The sequence below is a fragment of the Nocardia sp. NRRL S-836 genome (assembly GCF_001279525.1).
GTDB lineage: Bacteria > Actinomycetota > Actinomycetes > Mycobacteriales > Pseudonocardiaceae > Lentzea.
The window spans coordinates 769,358-786,990 of the sequence record NZ_LGDY01000091.1; the positions used below are offsets into that span (position 1 = coordinate 769,358).

Annotated in this window: 16 protein-coding genes; 11 read left to right on the top strand and 5 right to left on the bottom strand. The window is 68.6% G+C overall.

Annotation, left to right across the window (positions count from 1 at the left end):
• Positions 1 to 44 precede the first annotated feature (44 nt).
• On the top strand, positions 45 to 1,007 hold the full coding sequence (locus tag ADL03_RS14325; protein WP_082373112.1) for a zinc metalloprotease: 963 nt from the start codon (positions 45 to 47) through the stop codon (positions 1,005 to 1,007).
• Positions 1,008 to 1,084: 77 nt separating this feature from the next.
• On the opposite strand, the gene ADL03_RS14330 is transcribed toward ADL03_RS14325, so the two are convergent.
• Entirely contained in the window at positions 1,085 to 1,840 is a 756-nt protein-coding gene (locus ADL03_RS14330) for a hypothetical protein (RefSeq protein ID WP_053733844.1), read from the bottom strand.
• Positions 1,841 to 1,934: 94 nt separating this feature from the next.
• On the bottom strand, positions 1,935 to 2,414 hold the full coding sequence (locus ADL03_RS14335; RefSeq protein WP_053733845.1) for a hypothetical protein: 480 nt from the start codon (positions 2,412 to 2,414) through the stop codon (positions 1,935 to 1,937).
• Between the two features lie 158 nt (positions 2,415 to 2,572).
• Here ADL03_RS14335 and ADL03_RS46920 point away from each other — a divergent pair, with 158 nt between their 5' ends.
• The 10 genes from ADL03_RS46920 (at position 2,573) to ADL03_RS14380 (ending at position 11,116) form a co-directional block, all read left to right on the top strand.
• Entirely contained in the window at positions 2,573 to 2,710 is a 138-nt protein-coding gene (locus ADL03_RS46920) for a hypothetical protein (RefSeq protein WP_157528594.1), read from the top strand.
• Positions 2,707 to 2,805, top strand: a complete 99-nt coding sequence (gene kdpF / locus ADL03_RS14340; RefSeq protein ID WP_053733846.1) for a K(+)-transporting ATPase subunit F — start codon at positions 2,707 to 2,709, stop codon at positions 2,803 to 2,805. Before ADL03_RS46920 ends, kdpF begins: the two co-directional genes overlap by 4 nt.
• Positions 2,805 to 4,427 carry a potassium-transporting ATPase subunit KdpA gene (gene kdpA / locus ADL03_RS14345; RefSeq protein ID WP_053733847.1) on the top strand — a complete coding sequence of 541 codons (1,623 nt, stop codon included), beginning with the start codon at positions 2,805 to 2,807 and terminating at the stop codon, positions 4,425 to 4,427. The genes kdpF and kdpA overlap by 1 nt, the downstream gene beginning before the upstream one ends.
• Positions 4,424 to 6,436, top strand: a complete 2,013-nt coding sequence (gene kdpB, locus ADL03_RS14350) for a potassium-transporting ATPase subunit KdpB (protein ID WP_053733848.1) — start codon at positions 4,424 to 4,426, stop codon at positions 6,434 to 6,436. The genes kdpA and kdpB overlap by 4 nt, the downstream gene beginning before the upstream one ends.
• Before the next feature lie 2 nt (positions 6,437 to 6,438).
• Positions 6,439 to 6,987, top strand: a complete 549-nt coding sequence (locus ADL03_RS14355; protein ID WP_053733849.1) for a potassium-transporting ATPase subunit C — start codon at positions 6,439 to 6,441, stop codon at positions 6,985 to 6,987.
• The gene (locus ADL03_RS14360) at positions 6,984 to 7,661 is read left to right on the top strand and encodes a response regulator (RefSeq protein ID WP_053733850.1); all 678 of its coding nucleotides are present in this window, start codon (positions 6,984 to 6,986) and stop codon (positions 7,659 to 7,661) included. Before ADL03_RS14355 ends, ADL03_RS14360 begins: the two co-directional genes overlap by 4 nt.
• A 70-nt stretch (positions 7,662 to 7,731) precedes the next feature.
• Positions 7,732 to 8,301: a TetR/AcrR family transcriptional regulator gene (locus ADL03_RS14365; RefSeq protein WP_053733851.1), complete on the top strand. Its 570-nt coding sequence runs from the start codon at positions 7,732 to 7,734 to the stop codon at positions 8,299 to 8,301.
• Positions 8,298 to 9,191 carry an aldo/keto reductase gene (locus ADL03_RS14370; RefSeq protein WP_053733852.1) on the top strand — a complete coding sequence of 298 codons (894 nt, stop codon included), beginning with the start codon at positions 8,298 to 8,300 and terminating at the stop codon, positions 9,189 to 9,191. Before ADL03_RS14365 ends, ADL03_RS14370 begins: the two co-directional genes overlap by 4 nt.
• Positions 9,192 to 9,482: 291 nt before the next feature.
• Entirely contained in the window at positions 9,483 to 10,796 is a 1,314-nt protein-coding gene (gene lysA, locus ADL03_RS14375) for a diaminopimelate decarboxylase (RefSeq protein WP_053733853.1), read from the top strand.
• An 8-nt stretch (positions 10,797 to 10,804) separates the two neighbouring features.
• The gene (locus ADL03_RS14380) at positions 10,805 to 11,116 is read left to right on the top strand and encodes a hypothetical protein (protein ID WP_053733854.1); all 312 of its coding nucleotides are present in this window, start codon (positions 10,805 to 10,807) and stop codon (positions 11,114 to 11,116) included.
• Here the strand turns inward: ADL03_RS14380 and sph are convergent.
• From sph to ADL03_RS14395, 3 genes are all read right to left on the bottom strand, one after another.
• Positions 11,113 to 12,042: a sphingomyelin phosphodiesterase gene (gene sph, locus ADL03_RS14385; protein ID WP_053733855.1), complete on the bottom strand. Its 930-nt coding sequence runs from the start codon at positions 12,040 to 12,042 to the stop codon at positions 11,113 to 11,115. The two genes, ADL03_RS14380 and sph, sit on opposite strands and share 4 nt — an antisense overlap.
• Positions 12,043 to 12,205: 163 nt before the next feature.
• Positions 12,206 to 14,071: a zinc ribbon domain-containing protein gene (locus ADL03_RS14390; protein ID WP_053733856.1), complete on the bottom strand. Its 1,866-nt coding sequence runs from the start codon at positions 14,069 to 14,071 to the stop codon at positions 12,206 to 12,208.
• 11 nt (positions 14,072 to 14,082) lie between these two features.
• A complete protein-coding gene (locus ADL03_RS14395; RefSeq protein ID WP_053733857.1) occupies positions 14,083 to 17,493 on the bottom strand; it encodes a hypothetical protein in 3,411 nt (1,136 codons plus the stop codon).
• Positions 17,494 to 17,633: the final 140 nt, after the last annotated feature.

The window sequence follows — 17,633 nt, forward strand, 5'->3', positions numbered from 1 at the left end:
CCACCTGGGTCACTATTCCTCCACCCTGCATGGAGGAAAGCTCAATGGTCCACAAGAGAATGCGCGTCCCGGCGGCCTTCGCGGCCGGTCTGCTCGCGGCGGGCGCGCTCACGCTGCTCGGTGCCTCGCCCGCGGTGAACGCCTCGGCCGAGTGCGCCGACACCCACGGCCACCAGGACTCGGCGGCGCGCGGCAGGCCGGGTTCGACCGGTCACGACCGCAACGAGATCTCCGACGCCCAGGCCGCGCAGATGAACGCCGACCTGCGCGCGAAGGTCGCGAAGGCCGCCGGCCAGCGCGGTGACCTCGCCGCACCGGCCGCCGGCGGCACGATCAACGTGGTGTTCCACGTCGTGCAGAACACCAGCGGCACGGGCGCGCTGAGCGACGCCACGATCGCCAAGCAGATCCAGGTCCTCAACCAGGGCTTCGCCGGCGTCGAGGCACCGGGCGTGGCCGCGAACACCGGGTTCAAGTTCGTGCTGCAGCAGACCAAGCGCTACACGAACAGCACGTGGTTCAACGGCGGCGCCGACACGGCCGGCACCGAGCGCAAGATGAAGACCGCCACCCGCGTCGGCACGGCCGCGACGCTCAACGTGTGGTCGGTCGACATCGACGGCTTCGGCTTCGCGACGTTCCCGAACTGGTACGCGGGCGACCCGAAGATGGACGGCGTCGTGATCGACTACGCCACCGTCCCCGGCGGCTCCGAGGTGAACTTCAACCTCGGCAAGACGCTCACCCACGAGACCGGGCACTGGATGGGCCTCTGGCACACCTTCCAGGGCGGCTGCACGGCGACCAACGACGAGGTCGCCGACACCCCGGCGCAGTCCAGCTCCAGCTCGGGCTGCCCCCAGGGCCGCGACTCGTGCTCACTGTCCGGTGTGGACCCGATCCACAACTACATGGACTACTCGTACGACAGCTGCTACAACCAGTTCACGCCCGGCCAGAACACCCGCATGCAGAACGCCTGGACGGCGTACCGCAGCGGTAAGTAGTTGCTCGACCGATCCGGGCCCCGTCCATTGTGGACGCGGCCCGGATCGCGTTGACCCGGTTGTCGGCAGCGGAACGGCTACGCGGGCCACATCTCCGGGACGGCCACGGAGCCGTTGGTGCTCGGCTCCACGACCGGCTCTGCCACGGCCGGCTCTACCACGACCGGCTCCACCACGGCCGTCTCCGCCAGCCGCTCGGCCATCGTGCCGTCGGGCGGAGTGCCGACGGGCGAGGGGATCTTGCCCAGCAGGTACCCGGCGTGGCTGACCGCCAGCAGCACCAGCAACGTGTCCGAGAACGCCGGCAGGCCACCGATGCCCGCCGGGTTGTCCACGGCCCTGAGCGCCGCGACCGCCTGCGCGGTGTAGGCGAGCAGCAGCAGGACCGTGACGAGGAAGTTCTGGAACTTCGACAGGTCGATCGACCGCCCGGCCGACACGCCCTCCTCGACCGTGAGCATCTCCATGAACCGCCCGCGTCCCCGCCCGGCCGGGTGGGCGGCCACGCAGTCCGGTCTGACCGTGCTCTTCACGACCTTGATGGCCGCCGCCGCGACCGCGGACCCGATCACGATGCTGAGCAGCGTGAGCACCTGGCCGGGGAGCGCGAACCCGGCCACGTCCACCTGACCCGCGGCGAACCGGCCGTACGCCATGCCGCTGACCAGGGAGAGCAGCACGACGGTCCACAGCAGCACCTGCAGCCGGGACAGGCTGTAACGGCCTCGCGCGTCCCGCAGGACGTGCTGGGCGCCGAGCAGCCGGGGAACCACCACCGCCAGCAGCACGATGACGAGAGCGGACACGACCCAAGCCCAGAACGTGGTCGCCATGGAGGCCTCCTCGTTACGCGTTCGGACGCTGTGGCCTGTACGTCGCCGGGAGGGGACCAGGCGTTATCACGCCGGGTCACGATCCCGGGGCCGGTCACCGCGGCCGCGGGTCGGCGAGGTCGTCGTAGTCGATCACCAGGCTCGCCCGCGCGGCCGGGTCGCACGCCGTCAGGTACCGGCGCTGGCCCTCGACGTACCGGCGCAACCGCGGGTGGCCTGGATCGGGCGGGCTGCCGTCGCGCGCCGCCATGCGGGCCGCGGACACCTCGAAGCCGACGGCGAGGAACACCGAGAAGTCCCACAGCCCGGCGAGCTCGTCGCGGTGCAGGAAGATCCCGTCGACCAGCAGGACCGCCGACGGTGACGCGGTCTCGGCGTCCGGGGTCACGTGCTCGTCGGTCGCGAGGTCGTGGCTCGCGCGCCGGAACGGCTTCCCCGCACCGAACGGCACGAGCAGGTCGGCGGTGAACCGCTCGTAGTCGAAGCTGTCGAGGAAGAACCCGTCCGGCGACTCCTTCCCGCGCCGCCAGCGCACGGCCCGCGGGTGGTGGAAGTCGTCCACGGACGCACGCACGACCTCACGTCCGGGTCACCCGCCAACGATTTCACCCACCGTGACCATCAAGCCCCCTGACGGATGAGACCCACGTCTCTCCGGCCTCAGGAACGCGTAAAGGTCGGCGCCAAGGCCGTAAGGACGCTGTCAGGCACCCCCTGAGCAGGTATTCCCTCGTGCACGCTTCCGCCTGTCATCGAGAAGAACCTGTCGTTGAAGGGAGCGGCGTCATGGCCGACCTGGCCTACGCGTTGCTGCTGATCGGAAGTTTCGTCCTGCTGGGCCTGACGGTGCGCGGACTGGAGAAGCTGTGAGCACGGGACCGGTCGCGAACGCCGTCGCAGGCGTGCTCGCGCTCGCATTGATCGTCTACCTGTTCGTCGCGCTGATCAGGCCGGAGAAGTTCTGATGTCACCGCTCGTCGCCGGCCTGCTGCAGGTCGGCATCCTGTTCGCGGCACTGGCGGCCGCGTACCGGCCCCTCGGCGACCACATGGCCCGCGTGTTCCAGCGCGAAAGCCATTCCAGGGCCGAGTCGGCGCTCTACCGGTTCGCGCGGATCGACCCCGATGCCGAGCAGAGGTGGAGCACCTACGCCTACGGCGTGCTGGGCTTCTCGTTCGTCGGAATCGTGTTCCTGTACGTCATCCAGCGCGTGCAGTCCGTCCTGCCGTTCGACTTCGGCCGCGGCACCGTGCCGCCGGGCATGGCGTTCAACACCGCCATCAGCTTCGTGGCCAACACGAACTGGCAGTCGTACGTGCCGGAAGCGGTGATGGGGCACGCGGTCCAGCTGGTCGGCCTCACCGTGCAGAACTTCGTGTCGGCGGCGGTCGGGCTCGCGGTCGCGATCGCCGTGGTGCGCGGGTTCGTGCGACACCAGAGCGACCGGCTCGGCAACTTCTGGGTCGACCTGGTGCGCGGCACGCTGCGGATCCTGCTGCCGATCTCGTTCGTCTTCGCGGTCGTGCTGATCGCACTCGGTGTGACGATGAGCCTCAGGTCCGGAGTGGACGTCGACGGGCAGCTCGTCGCGAACGCACCCGTTGCCTCGCAGGAGGTCATCAAGGAGCTCGGCACCAACGGCGGCGGCATCCTCAACGCCAACTCCGCGCACCCGTTCGAGAACCCGGGCGAGTGGTCGAACCTCGTCGAGATCTTCCTCATCCTCGTGATCCCGGTCGCGCTGACCCGCACGTTCGGCGTGCTGGTGGGGGAGAAGAAGCAGGGTTGCGTGCTGCTGGGGGTCATGGGCGGCATCTGGACCGCCATGCTCGCGGTGATCTGGGGCGCCGAGGCGAACGGCATCAGGCCGCTGGAGGGCAAGGAGCTGCGGTTCGGCATCCCCGGCAGCGCGATCTTCGCCGACGCCACCACGGGCACGTCGACCGGCGCGGTGAACTCGTTGCACGACAGCTACACCGGCCTCGGCGGCGGTGGTGCGTTGCTGAACATGCTGTTCGGCGAGATGACGCCCGGCGGTGTCGGCACCGGTCTCTACAGCATCCTGGTGATGGCGGTCATCGCGATGTTCCTGGCGGGCCTCATGGTCGGCCGCACGCCGGAGTACCTGGGCAAGAAGCTGGGGCGCCGGGAGGTCACGGCCGCGGCGGTGTCGATCCTCGCCATGCCGACGGTGCTGCTCGTCGGCGCCGGGATCGCCGCGGTGCTGCCAGGCACGCGGGAGGCGCTGAACAACCCCGGCTCGCACGGGCTGTCGGAGATCCTCTACGCCTACGCGTCGGCCTCCAACAACAACGGCAGCGCGTTCGGCGGTATCACGGTCACCAGCGACTGGTTCCAGTCGTCGCTGGGGCTGTGCATGCTCTTCGGCCGGTTCATCCCGATCGTCGCGGTGCTGGCGCTGGCCGGATCGCTTGCGGCGCAGAAGAAGGTGCCGGTCACGGCGGGCACGCTGCCCACCACCGGGCCGCTGTTCGCGAGCCTGCTGACCGGCGCGATCGTCCTCGTCGCCGCGCTGACGTTCGTCCCCGCTCTCGCCCTCGGTCCCATCGCGGAGGCACTGCTGTGACCACCACGCTCGACAAACCCGTTGTGCCGGCGCAGAAGGCGGTCGCCAAGGGGCAGCTGGCCGACGCCGTCCCGGAGGCGCTGCGCAAGCTGCACCCGCGTCACCAGCTGCGCAACCCCGTGATGTTCGTGGTGTGGGTGGGTTCGGTGCTGGTCACCGTGTTCGCCGTGACCGAGCCCAGCGTGTTCACCGCCGCCGTCGCTGCCTGGCTGTGGTTCACCGTGCTGTTCGCGAACCTCGCGGAGGCCGTCGCGGAAGGACGCGGCAAGGCGCAGGCGGAGTCGTTGCGGCGCACCAAGAAGGACGCCGTCGCCCGGCTCGTCGGCGGTGACGTGGTGGCCGGCACCGAGCTCAAGGTCGGTGACCTGGTCGTCGTCGAGGCCGGCGAGGTGATCCCCGGTGACGGAGACGTGGTCGAGGGCATCGCGACCGTGGACGAGTCGGCGATCACCGGTGAGTCCGCGCCCGTCATCCGCGAGTCCGGCGGTGACCGGTGCGCGGTCACGGGTGGCACGACCGTGCTGTCGGACCGGATCGTCGTGCGGATCACGACCAGGCCCGGCGAGTCCTTCGTGGACCGCATGATCGCGCTGGTGGAAGGCGCGGAACGGCAGAAGACGCCGAACGAGGTCGCGCTGACGATCCTGCTGTCGACGCTGACGGTCATCTTCCTGCTGGCGGTCGTGGCGCTGCAACCGTTCGCGATCTACTCCGGCGGCGAGCAGTCGGTGGTCGTGCTGACCGCGTTGCTGGTGTGCCTGATCCCGACGACGATCGGCGCGTTGCTGTCCGCGATCGGCATCGCCGGGATGGACCGGCTGGTGCAGCGCAACGTCCTGGCCACCTCGGGCAAGGCGGTCGAGGCCGCGGGCGACATCGACACGTTGCTGCTCGACAAGACCGGCACGATCACGTGGGGCAACCGGCGTGCGACCGAGCTCATCCCGGTCGGCCCGGCCAGCGAGGAGGAGCTCGCGGTCGTGGCGAGGCTCGCGAGCATGGCCGACGGGACACCGGAGGGCCGGAGCATCCTGGAGTTCTGCGGCGCCGGGTACGGTCTTGCGCCGCAGGTCAGCACCGAGGAGCTGGTCGGCGAGGTCCGCAACGTCCCGTTCACGGCACAGACGCGCGTGTCCGGCATCGACCTCGGCGACCGGGTGATCCGCAAGGGCGCTGCCTCCGCCTTCGAGCTGAGCGACACCGCCCGGGAGATCGTCGACGAGATCAGCGCCCAGGGTGGAACCCCGCTCGTCGTGGCCGAGAACGACGAGGTCCTCGGCATCATCCGGCTGAGCGACGTCGTCAAGCCCGGCATGAAGGAACGCTTCGCCGAGCTGCGGGCCATGGGCATCCGCACGGTCATGGTCACCGGCGACAACCCGTTGACCGCCAAGGCCATCGCGGACGAGGCGGGCGTGGACGACTTCCTCGCCGAGGCCAAGCCCGAGGACAAGATGGCCCTGATCCGCGCGGAGCAGGAGGGCGGCCGGCTGGTCGCGATGACCGGTGACGGCACGAACGACGCACCGGCGCTCGCGCAGGCCGACGTCGGTGTCGCGATGAACACCGGCACGTCGGCCGCGAAGGAGGCCGGCAACATGGTCGACCTCGACTCGGACCCGACCAAGCTCATCGAGATCGTGGAGATCGGCAAGCAGCTGCTGATCACCCGCGGTGCGCTGACGACGTTCTCCGTCGCCAACGACCTGGCCAAGTACTTCGCGATCCTGCCCGCGATGTTCGCGGCGATCCACCCGGCGCTCAACCAGCTCAACGTCATGCGGCTGGCCACGCCGCAGTCCGCGATCCTGTCGGCGGTGATCTTCAACGCGCTGGTCATCGTGGCGCTGATCCCGCTGGCGCTCAGGGGCGTCCGGTACCGGCCCGCCAGCGCGTCCGCGCTGTTGCGGCGCAACCTGCTGGTCTACGGCCTGGGCGGCGTCGTGACGCCGTTCGCCGGGATCTGGCTGATCGACCTGCTCGTGCGACTCATCCCCGGGATCGGCTGACGATGACGAACTTCCTCAAGCAGTCGTGGGCGGGTCTGCGGATCCTGCTCGCCCTGACCGTGCTCCTCGGCGTGCTCTACCCGCTGGCGGTCTGGGGCGTGTCACGCCTGCCCGGCCTGCACGCCAACGCCGAGGCCACCGGCACCACGCTGGTCGCCGTCGCACGCGAGGGCGACCGGTACTTCCGGCCGCGGCCGTCGATGGCGACGCTGCCCGCCTCCGGCGGCTCGAACAAGGGCGAGCTGAACGACGACTACACGAAGGTGGTCGAGGAGCGCCGCAGGGACGTGGCGCAGCGGGAAGGCGTGCCCGAGGACCGGGTGCCGCAGGACGCGGTCACCGCGTCGGCGTCCGGCCTCGACCCGCACATCAGCCCGGAGTACGCGGCGTTGCAGGTGCCACGGGTGGCCCGCGCGTCCGGGCTGTCGCAGGAGGAGGTGCGGGAGCTGGTGGCGGCGAGCACCTCCGGCACCTTCACCACCACGGTCAACGTGACGGCGCTCAACCGCGCCATCGACTCCGCCACACGTCACGAGAAGAGCTCTCGATGACGTCTGTTCTGGTGGTCGACGACGAACCGCAGATCGTGCGCGCGTTGCGGATCAACCTCAGCGCGCGGGGGTACGACGTGATGACGGCGTACGACGGCAAGTCGGCGCTGGGCGTGGCCGTGGAGGGCAAACCCGACGTGGTCGTGCTGGACCTCGGTCTGCCCGACATCGACGGCGTGGACGTGATCGTCGGCCTGCGCGGCTGGTCGTCCATCCCGATCATCGTGCTGTCGGCCCGCACCGACTCCTCCGCCAAGGTCGAGGCACTGGACGCGGGCGCCGACGACTACGTGACCAAGCCGTTCGGGATGGACGAGCTGCTGGCCCGGCTGCGCGCGGCCGTGCGGCGGGGACTGGCGCGGGACGGGGCGGACCCGGTGGTCGAGACGTCGTCGTTCGTCGTGGACCTGGCGGTGAAGAAGGTGCGGCGTGACGGCCGCGAGGTGCACCTGACGCCGACGGAGTGGGGCCTGGTCGAGATCCTGGCTCGCAACCCCGGCCGGCTCGTGTCGCAGAAGCAGCTGCTGCAGGAGGTGTGGGGGCCGATGCACGTCAACGAGTCGCAGTACCTGCGCGTGTACTTCGCCCAGCTGCGGCGCAAGCTGGAGGCCGATCCCGCGCACCCGCGGCACCTGATCACCGAGCCGGGGATGGGCTACCGGTTCGAGCTCTGAGCCGAGCAGCAACGTGAAAAGAGCCGCCGTTCTGCTAGTGTTCGACACAAGCAGAACGGCGATTCTTTTTGTGGAGGTCCGGTTGCCGCGGCTCACCGACGCGCGCAAGGAGCTCCGGCGTGCGCAGATCACCGAGGCGGCGGTGCGCTGCTTCGGGCGCAGCGGCCTGGAGCGCACGTCGATCGCCGACATCACGGCCGAGTCGGGGCTGTCGACCGGATCGATCTACGCGCACTACCGCAGCAAGGCCGACCTGGTCCAGGCCGCCGCCCGCGCCACGCTGGCCAAGCGCGCGGAGGTGCTCGGTGAGTACGCCCGGAACGAGAACCCGCCGAGTCCCGACGACCTGCTCGCCCGCATGACCGGCGCCATCGACCCGGTCGAGGCCCGGTTCGGTGTGCAGATCTGGGCCGAGGCGACGACCGATCCGGTGATCGGCCGCATCGTCACGGACATGATCGACCAGCTGCGCGCGATGGTGCACGACTGCACCACGGCGTGGCTGGTCAAGGCCGAGGGCGGCGACCCGGCCACCGCTCGGGAGCAGGCCGCCCCGGTCGCGGGCCGGGTGATCGCGCTCTACCTCGCCGCACTGCTCCAAGCCGCGTTGCGACCACCCACCGAGGAGACCACGGCATGACGACCCCGACCGGCACGTTGCACGACCGCACCGTCCACCGCGTGGGCTACGGCGCGATGCAGCTCGAACGCCTGCACGACCGGCGTGAGGAGGCCGTGGCGCTGCTGCGGCGGGCGGTCGAGCTGGGCGTGGACCACGTCGACACCGCCGAGTTCTACGGCAACGGGTTCGTCAACGGGGTGATCCGCGAGGCGCTGCGGCCCGGCGACGGCGTTCTGGTCGTCACCAAGGTCGGCGCCGACCCCGACCCCGCGGGACCGCTGCCGCTGCGGCTCGCGCAGCGCCCCGAACAGCTGCGGGCCAGCGTCGAGAACAACCTGCGCGGCCTGGGCACTGACCGCCTCGACGTGGTGAACCTCCGCCGTGTGGACACCGGCCCCGGCCTGCGTGCGGAGGGCGACCAGGTGGTCGGCCTCGACGACCAGCTCGACGTGCTGACCGCTCTGCGCGACGAGGGCAAGATCGGTGCGATCGGGCTGAGCAGCGTGAGCCTCGACGTGCTGCGCAGGGCCCTGCCCGCCGGAATCGCGTGCGTCCAGAACGCCTACAGCCTCGTCTCCCGCGAGGACGAGGACCTGCTGCGGCTGTGCGTGGCCGAGGGCATCGCCTGGGTGCCCTTCTTCCCGCTCGGCGGGGCGTTCCCCGGTCTGCCCAAGGTGACCGACGAACCCGCGGTGCACGCCGTCGCGGAGTCGCTGGGGATCACGCCCTCCCAGGTCGGCCTCGCCTGGCTGCTGCACCACGCGCCGAACGTGCTGCTCATCCCCGGCACGGCCGACGCCGCCCACCTCGAAGCCAACGTGGCGGCCGGTGACATCGCCCTCGACGCCGCGACGCTCGCCACCCTCGACGCCGTCGAGTCCCGCTCCGGTGAGCTCCACCTCGGATGACGAACGGCAGGGCACTCCGTGAAGGCTGTGCTCCACCACGACAACGACGGTGGCAAGCCGCTCGACCGCACCGCCGACGCGCACCGGGCGGTCGAGAACGGCGCTGTCGGCAAGGCGCTCATCGACGTCACGGCGTGACCGGCACACGTGCCGATCCCGTTGGGGCCCTTCGACACCTCGATGTGCTCCAGGCCACCGCGCCCGTCAGGATCGCGTCAAGGTGGGCGCTGCGCGTGTCAGGGTCGCGTCGCGGGCCCTGACACGCGCCGGTGACCGGCGTGCAATCGAGGCATGACACTCGCGGAGTTGCTGCCCAGCACCGGATGCACCACCGAACCGGTGCTGGAACGGGGTCTGTGGCCGGACGGGACCCGTCTCGACGGCGCCGGCCTCGTCCTCGGTGGGGTTCCTGCGGCCCGTCTCGCCGCCCAGTTCGGCACGCCGTGCCAGGTGCTCGACGAGTCGACGGTCCGGTCCAGGGCACGGGCGTTCGTCGCGGCGTTGCCGGAGGCGGAGGTGGTGTTCGCGGGGAAGTCGTTGCCGTGCCCCGAGGTCTACCGGTGGACGGCCGCGGAAGGGCTGTCGCTGGACGTGTCGTCCGCGGGGGAGCTGGCGCTGGCCCGGATGGCCGGTGTGCCGGGATCGCGCATCGTCCTGCACGGCAACGTGAAGACCGGCGAGGATCTCAAGGCCGCGCTGGCGCACGGGGTGTCGCGGATCGTCGTCGACTCGTTCGACGAGATCGCCCAGCTCGGCGCGCTGGCCCGGCACGGGCAGGAGGTGCTGGTCCGGGTGACGCCGGGCGTGGACGCGCACACCCACGCGGCGATCGCGACCGGCGTGGAGGACCAGAAGTTCGGGTTCTCACTGGCCTCCGGCGCGGCGCTGGAGGCGGTGCTGCGGGTGGTGGAGCAGCCGTCGCTGCGGCTCGCCGGGCTCCATTGCCACATCGGGTCGCAGGTGCGGCACGTCGCGGCGTACGAGGAGACCGTGCGGCGGATGGTCGGCCTGATCGCCGCGTGCGGGGTGCGGATCGAGCAGCTCGACCTGGGCGGTGGGTTCTGCGCGCCGTACCTGCCGGGGGAGTCGTCGTTCGACCTGGCCGGGTTCGCGCACCGGGTGCGGGTGGCGTTGAACTACGAGTGCGCGGTGCGCCGGGTGCCGGTGCCGAAGGTGCTCATCGAGCCGGGGCGGTCGATCGTCGCGAACGCCGGGGTGACGTTGTACCGGGTGTGCGCGGTGAAGCAGGGCGCTTCCAGGACGTTCGTGGCCGTGGACGGCGGGATGAGCGACAACCCGCGACCGGCGCTGTACGGCGCGAAGTACGCGGTGCGGCTCGTGGGACGGGGCGGGCGCCAGGCGCCGGTCACCGTGGTGGGGCGGCATTGCGAGGCCGGTGACGTGCTGGCGTCCGACGTGCCGCTGCCCGCGGACGTGCACGCCGGTGACCTGCTGGCCGTCCCGGCGACGGGCGCCTACCACCACGCGCTGGCGTCGAACTACAACCAGGTCGGCCGGCCGCCGGTCGTCGCGGTGCGCGACGGGGTGGCGCGGATCGTCGTGCGGCGGGAGACCGAAGAGGACCTGCTGCGCCGTTATGATTAAGTGGAGGCATGGACTTGGGAACGGTGGTCGCCGAGCGGCGGATCGAAGCTGTGGCGCAGGACGGAACGCGGTTCGAGGTGGTGGTCAGGCTCGGCACCCCGCGGCCCGACCCGTTGAGCAGCAACGGCGACTGGCTCTGTCCACACCAGATCGCCGGCCTCGGCTCCGAGGAGGTCGCCGGCGCGTACGGCGTGGACTCGTTGCAGGCGCTGCTGCTCAGCGTCTACTCGGTGCGGGTGAAGCTGGCTGAGTCGGGCGTGACCCTGGACTGGCTGGGCATGCCCGAGCTCGGCCTGACCGTCGAACCGGCGCTGCGCTAGGCGGCGAACACCGGGTAGTGGTCGGACAGGTCGGTGTAGGTGTACCTGCGCCCCCACGACCAGATCGTCCACTCCGGACTCTTCACCCGCCGGGTCTCGTTGACCAGCGCCGGTCCCTGCACGGTGAGCACGTAGTCGAGGTGCTCGGAGGCGTACTCCGGCCCGTACTGGTCGCGGCAGACGCTGTTGTCCGCGCAGTCCCACGAGAACGGGTGCCCGGTGAACACCGGCGTCCGCACCCCCAGCTCGGCGACCATGCCGGCGAACTCGGCGCCGGCGCGGACGACGTTGAGGTCGCCCGCGATGTACACCGGCTCGGTCGCGGGGATGTTCCGGCCCGCCAGGAACGCCCTGATCTCGGCCCGCTGCCGAGCCCGGTACCCGCCCGGCGCGCTGGTGCAGGCAGAGTCCTCCGCCTGCATGTGCGTGCCGACCACGTGCAGCGGCCCGTCCGGCGACTCGATCCGCACGTACGCGAACCCCTTGTTGGACAACGCGTCCGCGCCGCACGCGTCGCGGTAGACGTGCTGAACCCTCGTGGTGATCGGCCAGCGGCTCAGCACCGCCACCCCGCCGTCCTCCGGCGTCTCGTCGCGGTAGGCGCCACCGGTCGCGTCCCACCCGGCGCGGCCGCGGCCCACCACCGGCGTCTGGTGCGGGTAGGTGTCGCGCAGGTTGGCCAAGAGGCGGTCGGAGGCGGCGTTGTCGAAGGCCTCGTTCAGCACCACCACGTCCTGACCGGCCAGCACGCCGGTGCTGTCGATCAGGTCGGCGCGGGTGAGCTGGCCCCAGTTGGGGTAGAGGTTCCGCGACAGCATGAACACGTTGTAGGTGGCGATCTTCGGGGCGGCGGCGGCCGGGGCGGCGGCAGCGGGTGCGGCGGAGATCGTCAGCACGACGGCGGCGGCGAGCGTGAGCAGGCGCATGAGGCCCGATCGTGCAGGACGTGAAACTCCCTCACAACCAACAGCGCATGGCCCGATGGTGTCGTATCGATCAAGCCCTGTCGCCGGCCTGGCTGTATCCCAGGTTCGGCTGGACGAGACGATCAGGTGGCAGTCTCGTCCAGCCGGGATCTCGCTCAGTTGCTCACGGGCGCCAGAAGGCACGCCACCTCGGTTCGGATGAAGCGATGGGATGATCTGCCAATGGAGGCAAGGTGCCGAAGAGCTTGTTGCGGTCCAGTTCCGTGTTGAAGCGTTCGCATGCGACTTCGCTGGTGTAAAGGCATGCTGCACATGCGCCGCCGAACGATCGACGACATGGTGGGTCGAACACACAACGGGGATCAGCGTCGAGTTCGGTCAATGCGGCATCGAGGTCGTACCGGAACACGTGCTCGATACCGCCGAGAGTGAACTCGTGACGGGCATTGGCGTAGACGAGGAAAGCAGCCGCGGTGGGAAAGAGGTATTCGGCCAGCGAGTCGATGTGCAGCCCGCAGCGCACGGCTAGCGCCTTCATGAACCGGTGCGACATGGAGTGCACGAGACCAAGCACGGCGGCGGTCAAGGGGTCGTCTGGTGGGTTGTAGATATCAGTGATCGGTGGGAGGTTCCGCAACAGCCACACGTATGCCGACTCCGCGTTGTGGACGTCCGGGGCAGTGGCTACATCGGAGTCCACGAGCCATCCGACGACGGCCTGTGGATCGATGCGAACGAGCATCGCTTCCGTGGTCATCGTACGGCCGTACATCGGAAACTTCGTCGACCGTCCGCTGGGGAAGAAGTTGAACCCGGTCGGAACTGGACCGCGGCGGGTCTGCTGTTCATGAGTCGGCGAAAGCCTGGTGTAGCCGGCCACGATGTGCGCGACCGGCAGCTTCTGCAGCAGTGTGATCTCAGCGAACTGATACTTCTTCAGCAGGTCTTGATATCGCCGGTAGGTGGTGAGCAGCTCTGTGCTCGGGGCGTGTTTGATCAGGTCCTCTATCTTGATCGGCTCTGCGACGCGTGCGCGGGCAAGTGCCAACGCCTCGTCCCCCACGGCCTCCAATCGTGTTTCGTCGAGCTTGAGCTCATCGACAGACTCACGCCAACGGTTGACGGTGGTGACCTGCCGCAGCTGGTGGTCGATCAGTTGTTGGTACAGCGGGTGGTCCTCGGCGATGTTGAGTGCAGCCGCTGCTGTTCTGACCTTCGTTTCCGGATCACTGTCATTAGAGCCGTCGCTCGCGGCGTCGCTGAGCGCCTTCAGTCCAGGCTGCACCGATCCGATCAGTTGCCCGATCGCGGCGGCACGGACATCCGTGGAAGCCAAAGCGCTGTAGGTGGTGCGGTCTGGCGGATTGAGCACCGTGAGGTGCTGCGGGTAGTGCGCGGAGGTCTGCGCAACGCGGATCACCCGCACCCGGCCGCTGCGGCAGCGGGGACAGAACTTGAGCACCGGCGTGTCGGAACGACTACGACACTTGGAGCAATTCCAGAACCATTGAGCCACTTGGAACTGCGAGGTGTTCTTCAAAATCATCGGGGCGTGGCAGTTCCGGACGCACAACGGAGGGCTCAGCTCGCGCAGCAGCCCGCAGTTGTGGATCTCGGCCCATTGGAACTGCGGCAGTTTGCCGTGTCCTCGTGGACACGAGGGAATTGGGTCTCTGGAGCCGATGACCTCGAAATGCTCGCAACTGCGGCAGCGGAAGGTGTTCGGAAACCGCTCAGCAGTGACGCCGTCGACGGTGACCAGCTGGTACATGCCGCGGTCGACGAGGTCGAGCTCCGTGTACCCGGAGCCGGCGGAGGCTCCTGCCGCGGCGGTGCGGTGTCGCGCGAAGGGCCGGACGAGTCGTCGAAGCTGGGGAGCGACCCATTCCTCCGGTACGTCGAGCGAGTTCAACTGCGCCGGTTCGTGGCCAACGACGGTGATCTTTCGGTGTCCCCACTGGTAAGGCTGCCTCGGCAGATGGCTCCACAGCACCTGCGTGGTCGACCGGAAGAGTTCTTCAGTGCTCACAGCAGCAGTCCTCACACATACCCGATGATGGCGATCGGAGCTTCGATGTCGCGGAGCGACCGAGGCACCGGCGGACGGAGCAGGTCGGCCGTCCGACGGTTCGCGCCGGTGCCGACCGGTAGGCGGATCAAGGTGTTGTCGACGAACTCCCTGACGGCCTCCCGATGTCGGTCGTGGTACGGGTTGCTCGCGTCCAATCCAAGTCCGGTGTTCAAATCGGTGATCAGCTTGTCCGGCCTGATGAATCCGCAGGCAACAGCGTCGCGGAATTGATCGGCGTTGCCGAGGGAGGACCGTCCCTTGGCCGAGGTCGTCCACGTGCGGTCGTACACCTGGAGCAGCTGGGCCATGAGTGCTGCCGGCAGCGCTCGTTGCAGCACGGGCAGTGACTCGCGGTTGACCGGTACCTTGCTCACCAGACGATCGAGATAGCTGATCCACTTTGCGTACCAGCGGAACACAGAGGTGTCCCGGTCGCGAGACGGGTTGAACATGTGCACCACCAGACCGGGATGGGCTCGCCCGACGCGTGCTGTCGCCTGGATGATCTCGGCTGCTTGCGTCGGCGTGCCCATGAGCACCATGATTCCGAGGCGGTGCGAGTCAAAGCCGTGTCCGATGGCCTTCGTCGCAACGACGAGGCGTGTACGGCGTGCGGGATCTTGTGGCGGGTTGTTGAGCCTGGACACCGCTTCGCGGATCGCGACGATGTCCTGGCTGCCGGAGATGACTGCCTGGCTCTCCGCGCTGACCAGCAGGTCCCCGACTCGGTCGTCGTTGATGTACGCCGCCATGTCTTCGTTTCGCAGACAGTAGCCCAGCAGCACCTCGTAGTCGTGCGCGAGCGCTTGGGCGACCACATCGACCACCTGTTGGTCGTCAGACGGGAGCCCGGCCTTGGCAGCGGTGTCCCCAGGGTCCTTGAGGGCGTCGATCAACCACTCGTTGTGGATCCGGGTGACGTCCGCGCCTGCGGTGACCATGGTGGTCCCGCGAGGATAGACACCGATGTAGCGGCGCAGCGGATCGTCATGCACGACGTGCGAGAAGAAGCTGGTTTCGCTGTCCGGGCCGGGTTCGGGAAAGCGTCGGGCCTCCCGCTGGTAGAGGTGGTGAACCTGGTTCTCGTACCCCTCGATCGTTCCCGTAGCTGCGAGGATGTGCAGACGTCGGTTGCCCAGTTCCTTGCCGATCTGTTGCACGACGGTCTCGTACATGCCGTCGAGAGCGCCAAGACTCTCGTCGAGAAGATGCAGTTCGTCGGTGATTTCGCACCGCAGGTGCCCGAGGCCCTTCCTGACCGGAACCGTCGCCTGACCGCAGCCGTACACGCTGCACCTTGAAGGATCGACGGTCCAGCCGTGGAGGGTGCAACGTGCGGCGGCCTGGCCGAAGATGACCTTGAAAGCGGTGTTGTGTGCGACCTGAGCCAACTTGTCGACGGTTCCGACGAGCACCGACGGCGTGTGCCGGTAGATGTCGTCATCAACCACCCAGAGCGGCAGCGGACCGTACATCGCGCAGCCTCGGTTGATGCACCTGTGCTGCATGACCCAGCGAGTTTCATCGAAGGCAACCTCGAGCTTCTCGCCCACGCCGGCCGGGTCGCAGACCGGGCAGTGGTCGAGAACTCGGCATCGGGCCGCTTCGGACGGATCGGTGGGGTTGACTCCCTGTGCCCAAGGAGTTCTCGGAGGCCAATAGCGGTTCGGTGTGGTCGCGCTACCGACGAAGTAGCCGATGCCGAACGGGGTACCGCGACGCAGGTCATCCTCGCCACGTCGAACGAGCTCTGCTGCGAAGACGGCTGCGGCAAAGCGTTCGGTCTGCTGAGCGGCGAGCAGGCGCAAGGGGAAACGCGCCCACACCGTGACGCCGTCCAGGTCGCCGCGCAGCCGGGCGTAGAACAGGTGAACCAGTGCAACAGCGGTGAAGCCCTCTGTTTTGCCCCCGCCGGGCGGAACAGCGAGGATCTGCACGTCGTCGTTCAAGTCCGGGTCGGCGACCGATGGCAGGCAGCCGATGATCCAGGCGATCTGGAAGGGAAACCAGCTGGTGAACTTCTTGTTGTTCTCGGCGAGCCTCTGCATCGACCTGTTCATCAGCACGAAGGCTCGCTGGAGTTCGGGGTCGCGGGTCAGCGCTGCGAGCCCGGTTTGCAACCAGTGCACCTCTCGGCGGGCTGCGGCGGCATCGCTGTCCGCCGCCGCTCGGGCTTCCTCGGACCACATCCGTTCTGCTTGACGTTCGTTGAGCGCCTTGGTTGACCAATGCGCATTCACCCAGGCCGCATGCAGATCGACCATGGCGGTCGCTGCCGACACCGGCTCGTCTATGAAGGCCGAGAACGAGGTGTCCACCCCCGCTGCACCAGGGTGTACGCGGCCAGTGGTCGACACAGCGCCGTAACCGGTGCGAAGCGTCGTCAAGCCGGTTTTCGCGTCGAAGTCCACTTCGACCGGGCAGGCCTGTCCAAACGCTTCGACCGTGCGGTCGTAACGATGTGAGCGGACGACCTGCTCCAGGGTGTAGACGTCGAGCGGCGCCGGCGTTGTGACTGCGAACTTCACCTCGTAAATCTTCGTGTCGAGGTGGTTGCGGTCGAACAGAACCTGACAGGCCTTGTCGGCGAACTGCGCCTCGTCGGTTGGCGACGTGTTCACCACGGTGATCATCAAATCGCGCCCGTGGTCGGTCGGGGTGATGTCGACGTCGAGCGCCGCGGACAGCCTCGGAAGCACTGTTTCCGAGGCTGGCAGGAGGTTATGCGCCACATAGATCGTCCACGCACGAGCATCGGCGAAGTCGATGTCGCGCGGCAACATCCCGTTGTTGAGGCGAGGCCGGTAAAGGTCCGTGCCGGTCGCCGAACGCGTCGCCTCGCTGATGGCGGCGGTGATCTTGTCAGCACCGAAGCGGTGGCTGGTCGCACCCTCGGCGATCGAAGTGTGCAGGCGCAACGGTCCTACCGGCACCTTCCTCCAGATTCCAGCGAGGTGGTGGCCCTGGCCGTTGGTCCTGCGAGCGGCCGCTGACGCGTCGCCAGGCGCCGCGTTGACGAATGCCTGCTGTTCCTCGACGGTCGGGTGCAGCGGCAGGTAGACGGCGAAGGAGAGCTCGATGTCGAGGTTCACAGGTGAGCTTCCCCGGACGAGGAAGGAGAACCCCTCGGCAGCCGGGACCATGCGGTCACCACCCATGCCGCGGTTGCGATCGGCTGCCAGCTGCTGCTCACTCGCCAACTGGCCCAGCCACAACTTCGCCTGCTCCCTGTCAGGAAGGCGTTTGCCGGCCTTGATGTGCTCGCCTGCGGCGTCGTGGAGGATGTGGCGCTGCAGATGGGCCAGCAGCGCGTCACGTACCTGCGCAGGTGATGGCGACGCATGAGTGCTGACAGCACGATCGCCGGACCAAGCCGACATGGGCGGCTTCCCTCCGTGTGGGTTTCGCTAGCTTCAAAGTCGCCCGTAGGCGAAGGAGCGGTTCGGACCGTCAGGTCCTCACTCACCCATGAGTTTGTTTGCGTTCGTATTAACTAGTGTTGCGCAGTGTGCTTGAACGG

What these genes read in the sequence shown, in the direction of transcription:
- ADL03_RS14325 (WP_082373112.1), top strand. Translation starts at nt 45, where the DNA reads ATGGTCCACAAGAGAATGCGCGTCCCGGCGGCCTTCGCGGCCGGTCTG.
- ADL03_RS14330 (WP_053733844.1), bottom strand. Translation starts at nt 1,840, where the DNA reads ATGGCGACCACGTTCTGGGCTTGGGTCGTGTCCGCTCTCGTCATCGTG.
- kdpA (WP_053733847.1), top strand. Translation starts at nt 2,805, where the DNA reads ATGTCACCGCTCGTCGCCGGCCTGCTGCAGGTCGGCATCCTGTTCGCG.
- ADL03_RS14355 (WP_053733849.1), top strand. Translation starts at nt 6,439, where the DNA reads ATGACGAACTTCCTCAAGCAGTCGTGGGCGGGTCTGCGGATCCTGCTC.
- ADL03_RS14360 (WP_053733850.1), top strand. Translation starts at nt 6,984, where the DNA reads ATGACGTCTGTTCTGGTGGTCGACGACGAACCGCAGATCGTGCGCGCG.
- ADL03_RS14370 (WP_053733852.1), top strand. Translation starts at nt 8,298, where the DNA reads ATGACGACCCCGACCGGCACGTTGCACGACCGCACCGTCCACCGCGTG.
- lysA (WP_053733853.1), top strand. Translation starts at nt 9,483, where the DNA reads ATGACACTCGCGGAGTTGCTGCCCAGCACCGGATGCACCACCGAACCG.
- ADL03_RS14380 (WP_053733854.1), top strand. Translation starts at nt 10,805, where the DNA reads ATGGACTTGGGAACGGTGGTCGCCGAGCGGCGGATCGAAGCTGTGGCG.
- sph (WP_053733855.1), bottom strand. Translation starts at nt 12,042, where the DNA reads ATGCGCCTGCTCACGCTCGCCGCCGCCGTCGTGCTGACGATCTCCGCC.
- ADL03_RS14395 (WP_053733857.1), bottom strand. Translation starts at nt 17,493, where the DNA reads ATGTCGGCTTGGTCCGGCGATCGTGCTGTCAGCACTCATGCGTCGCCA.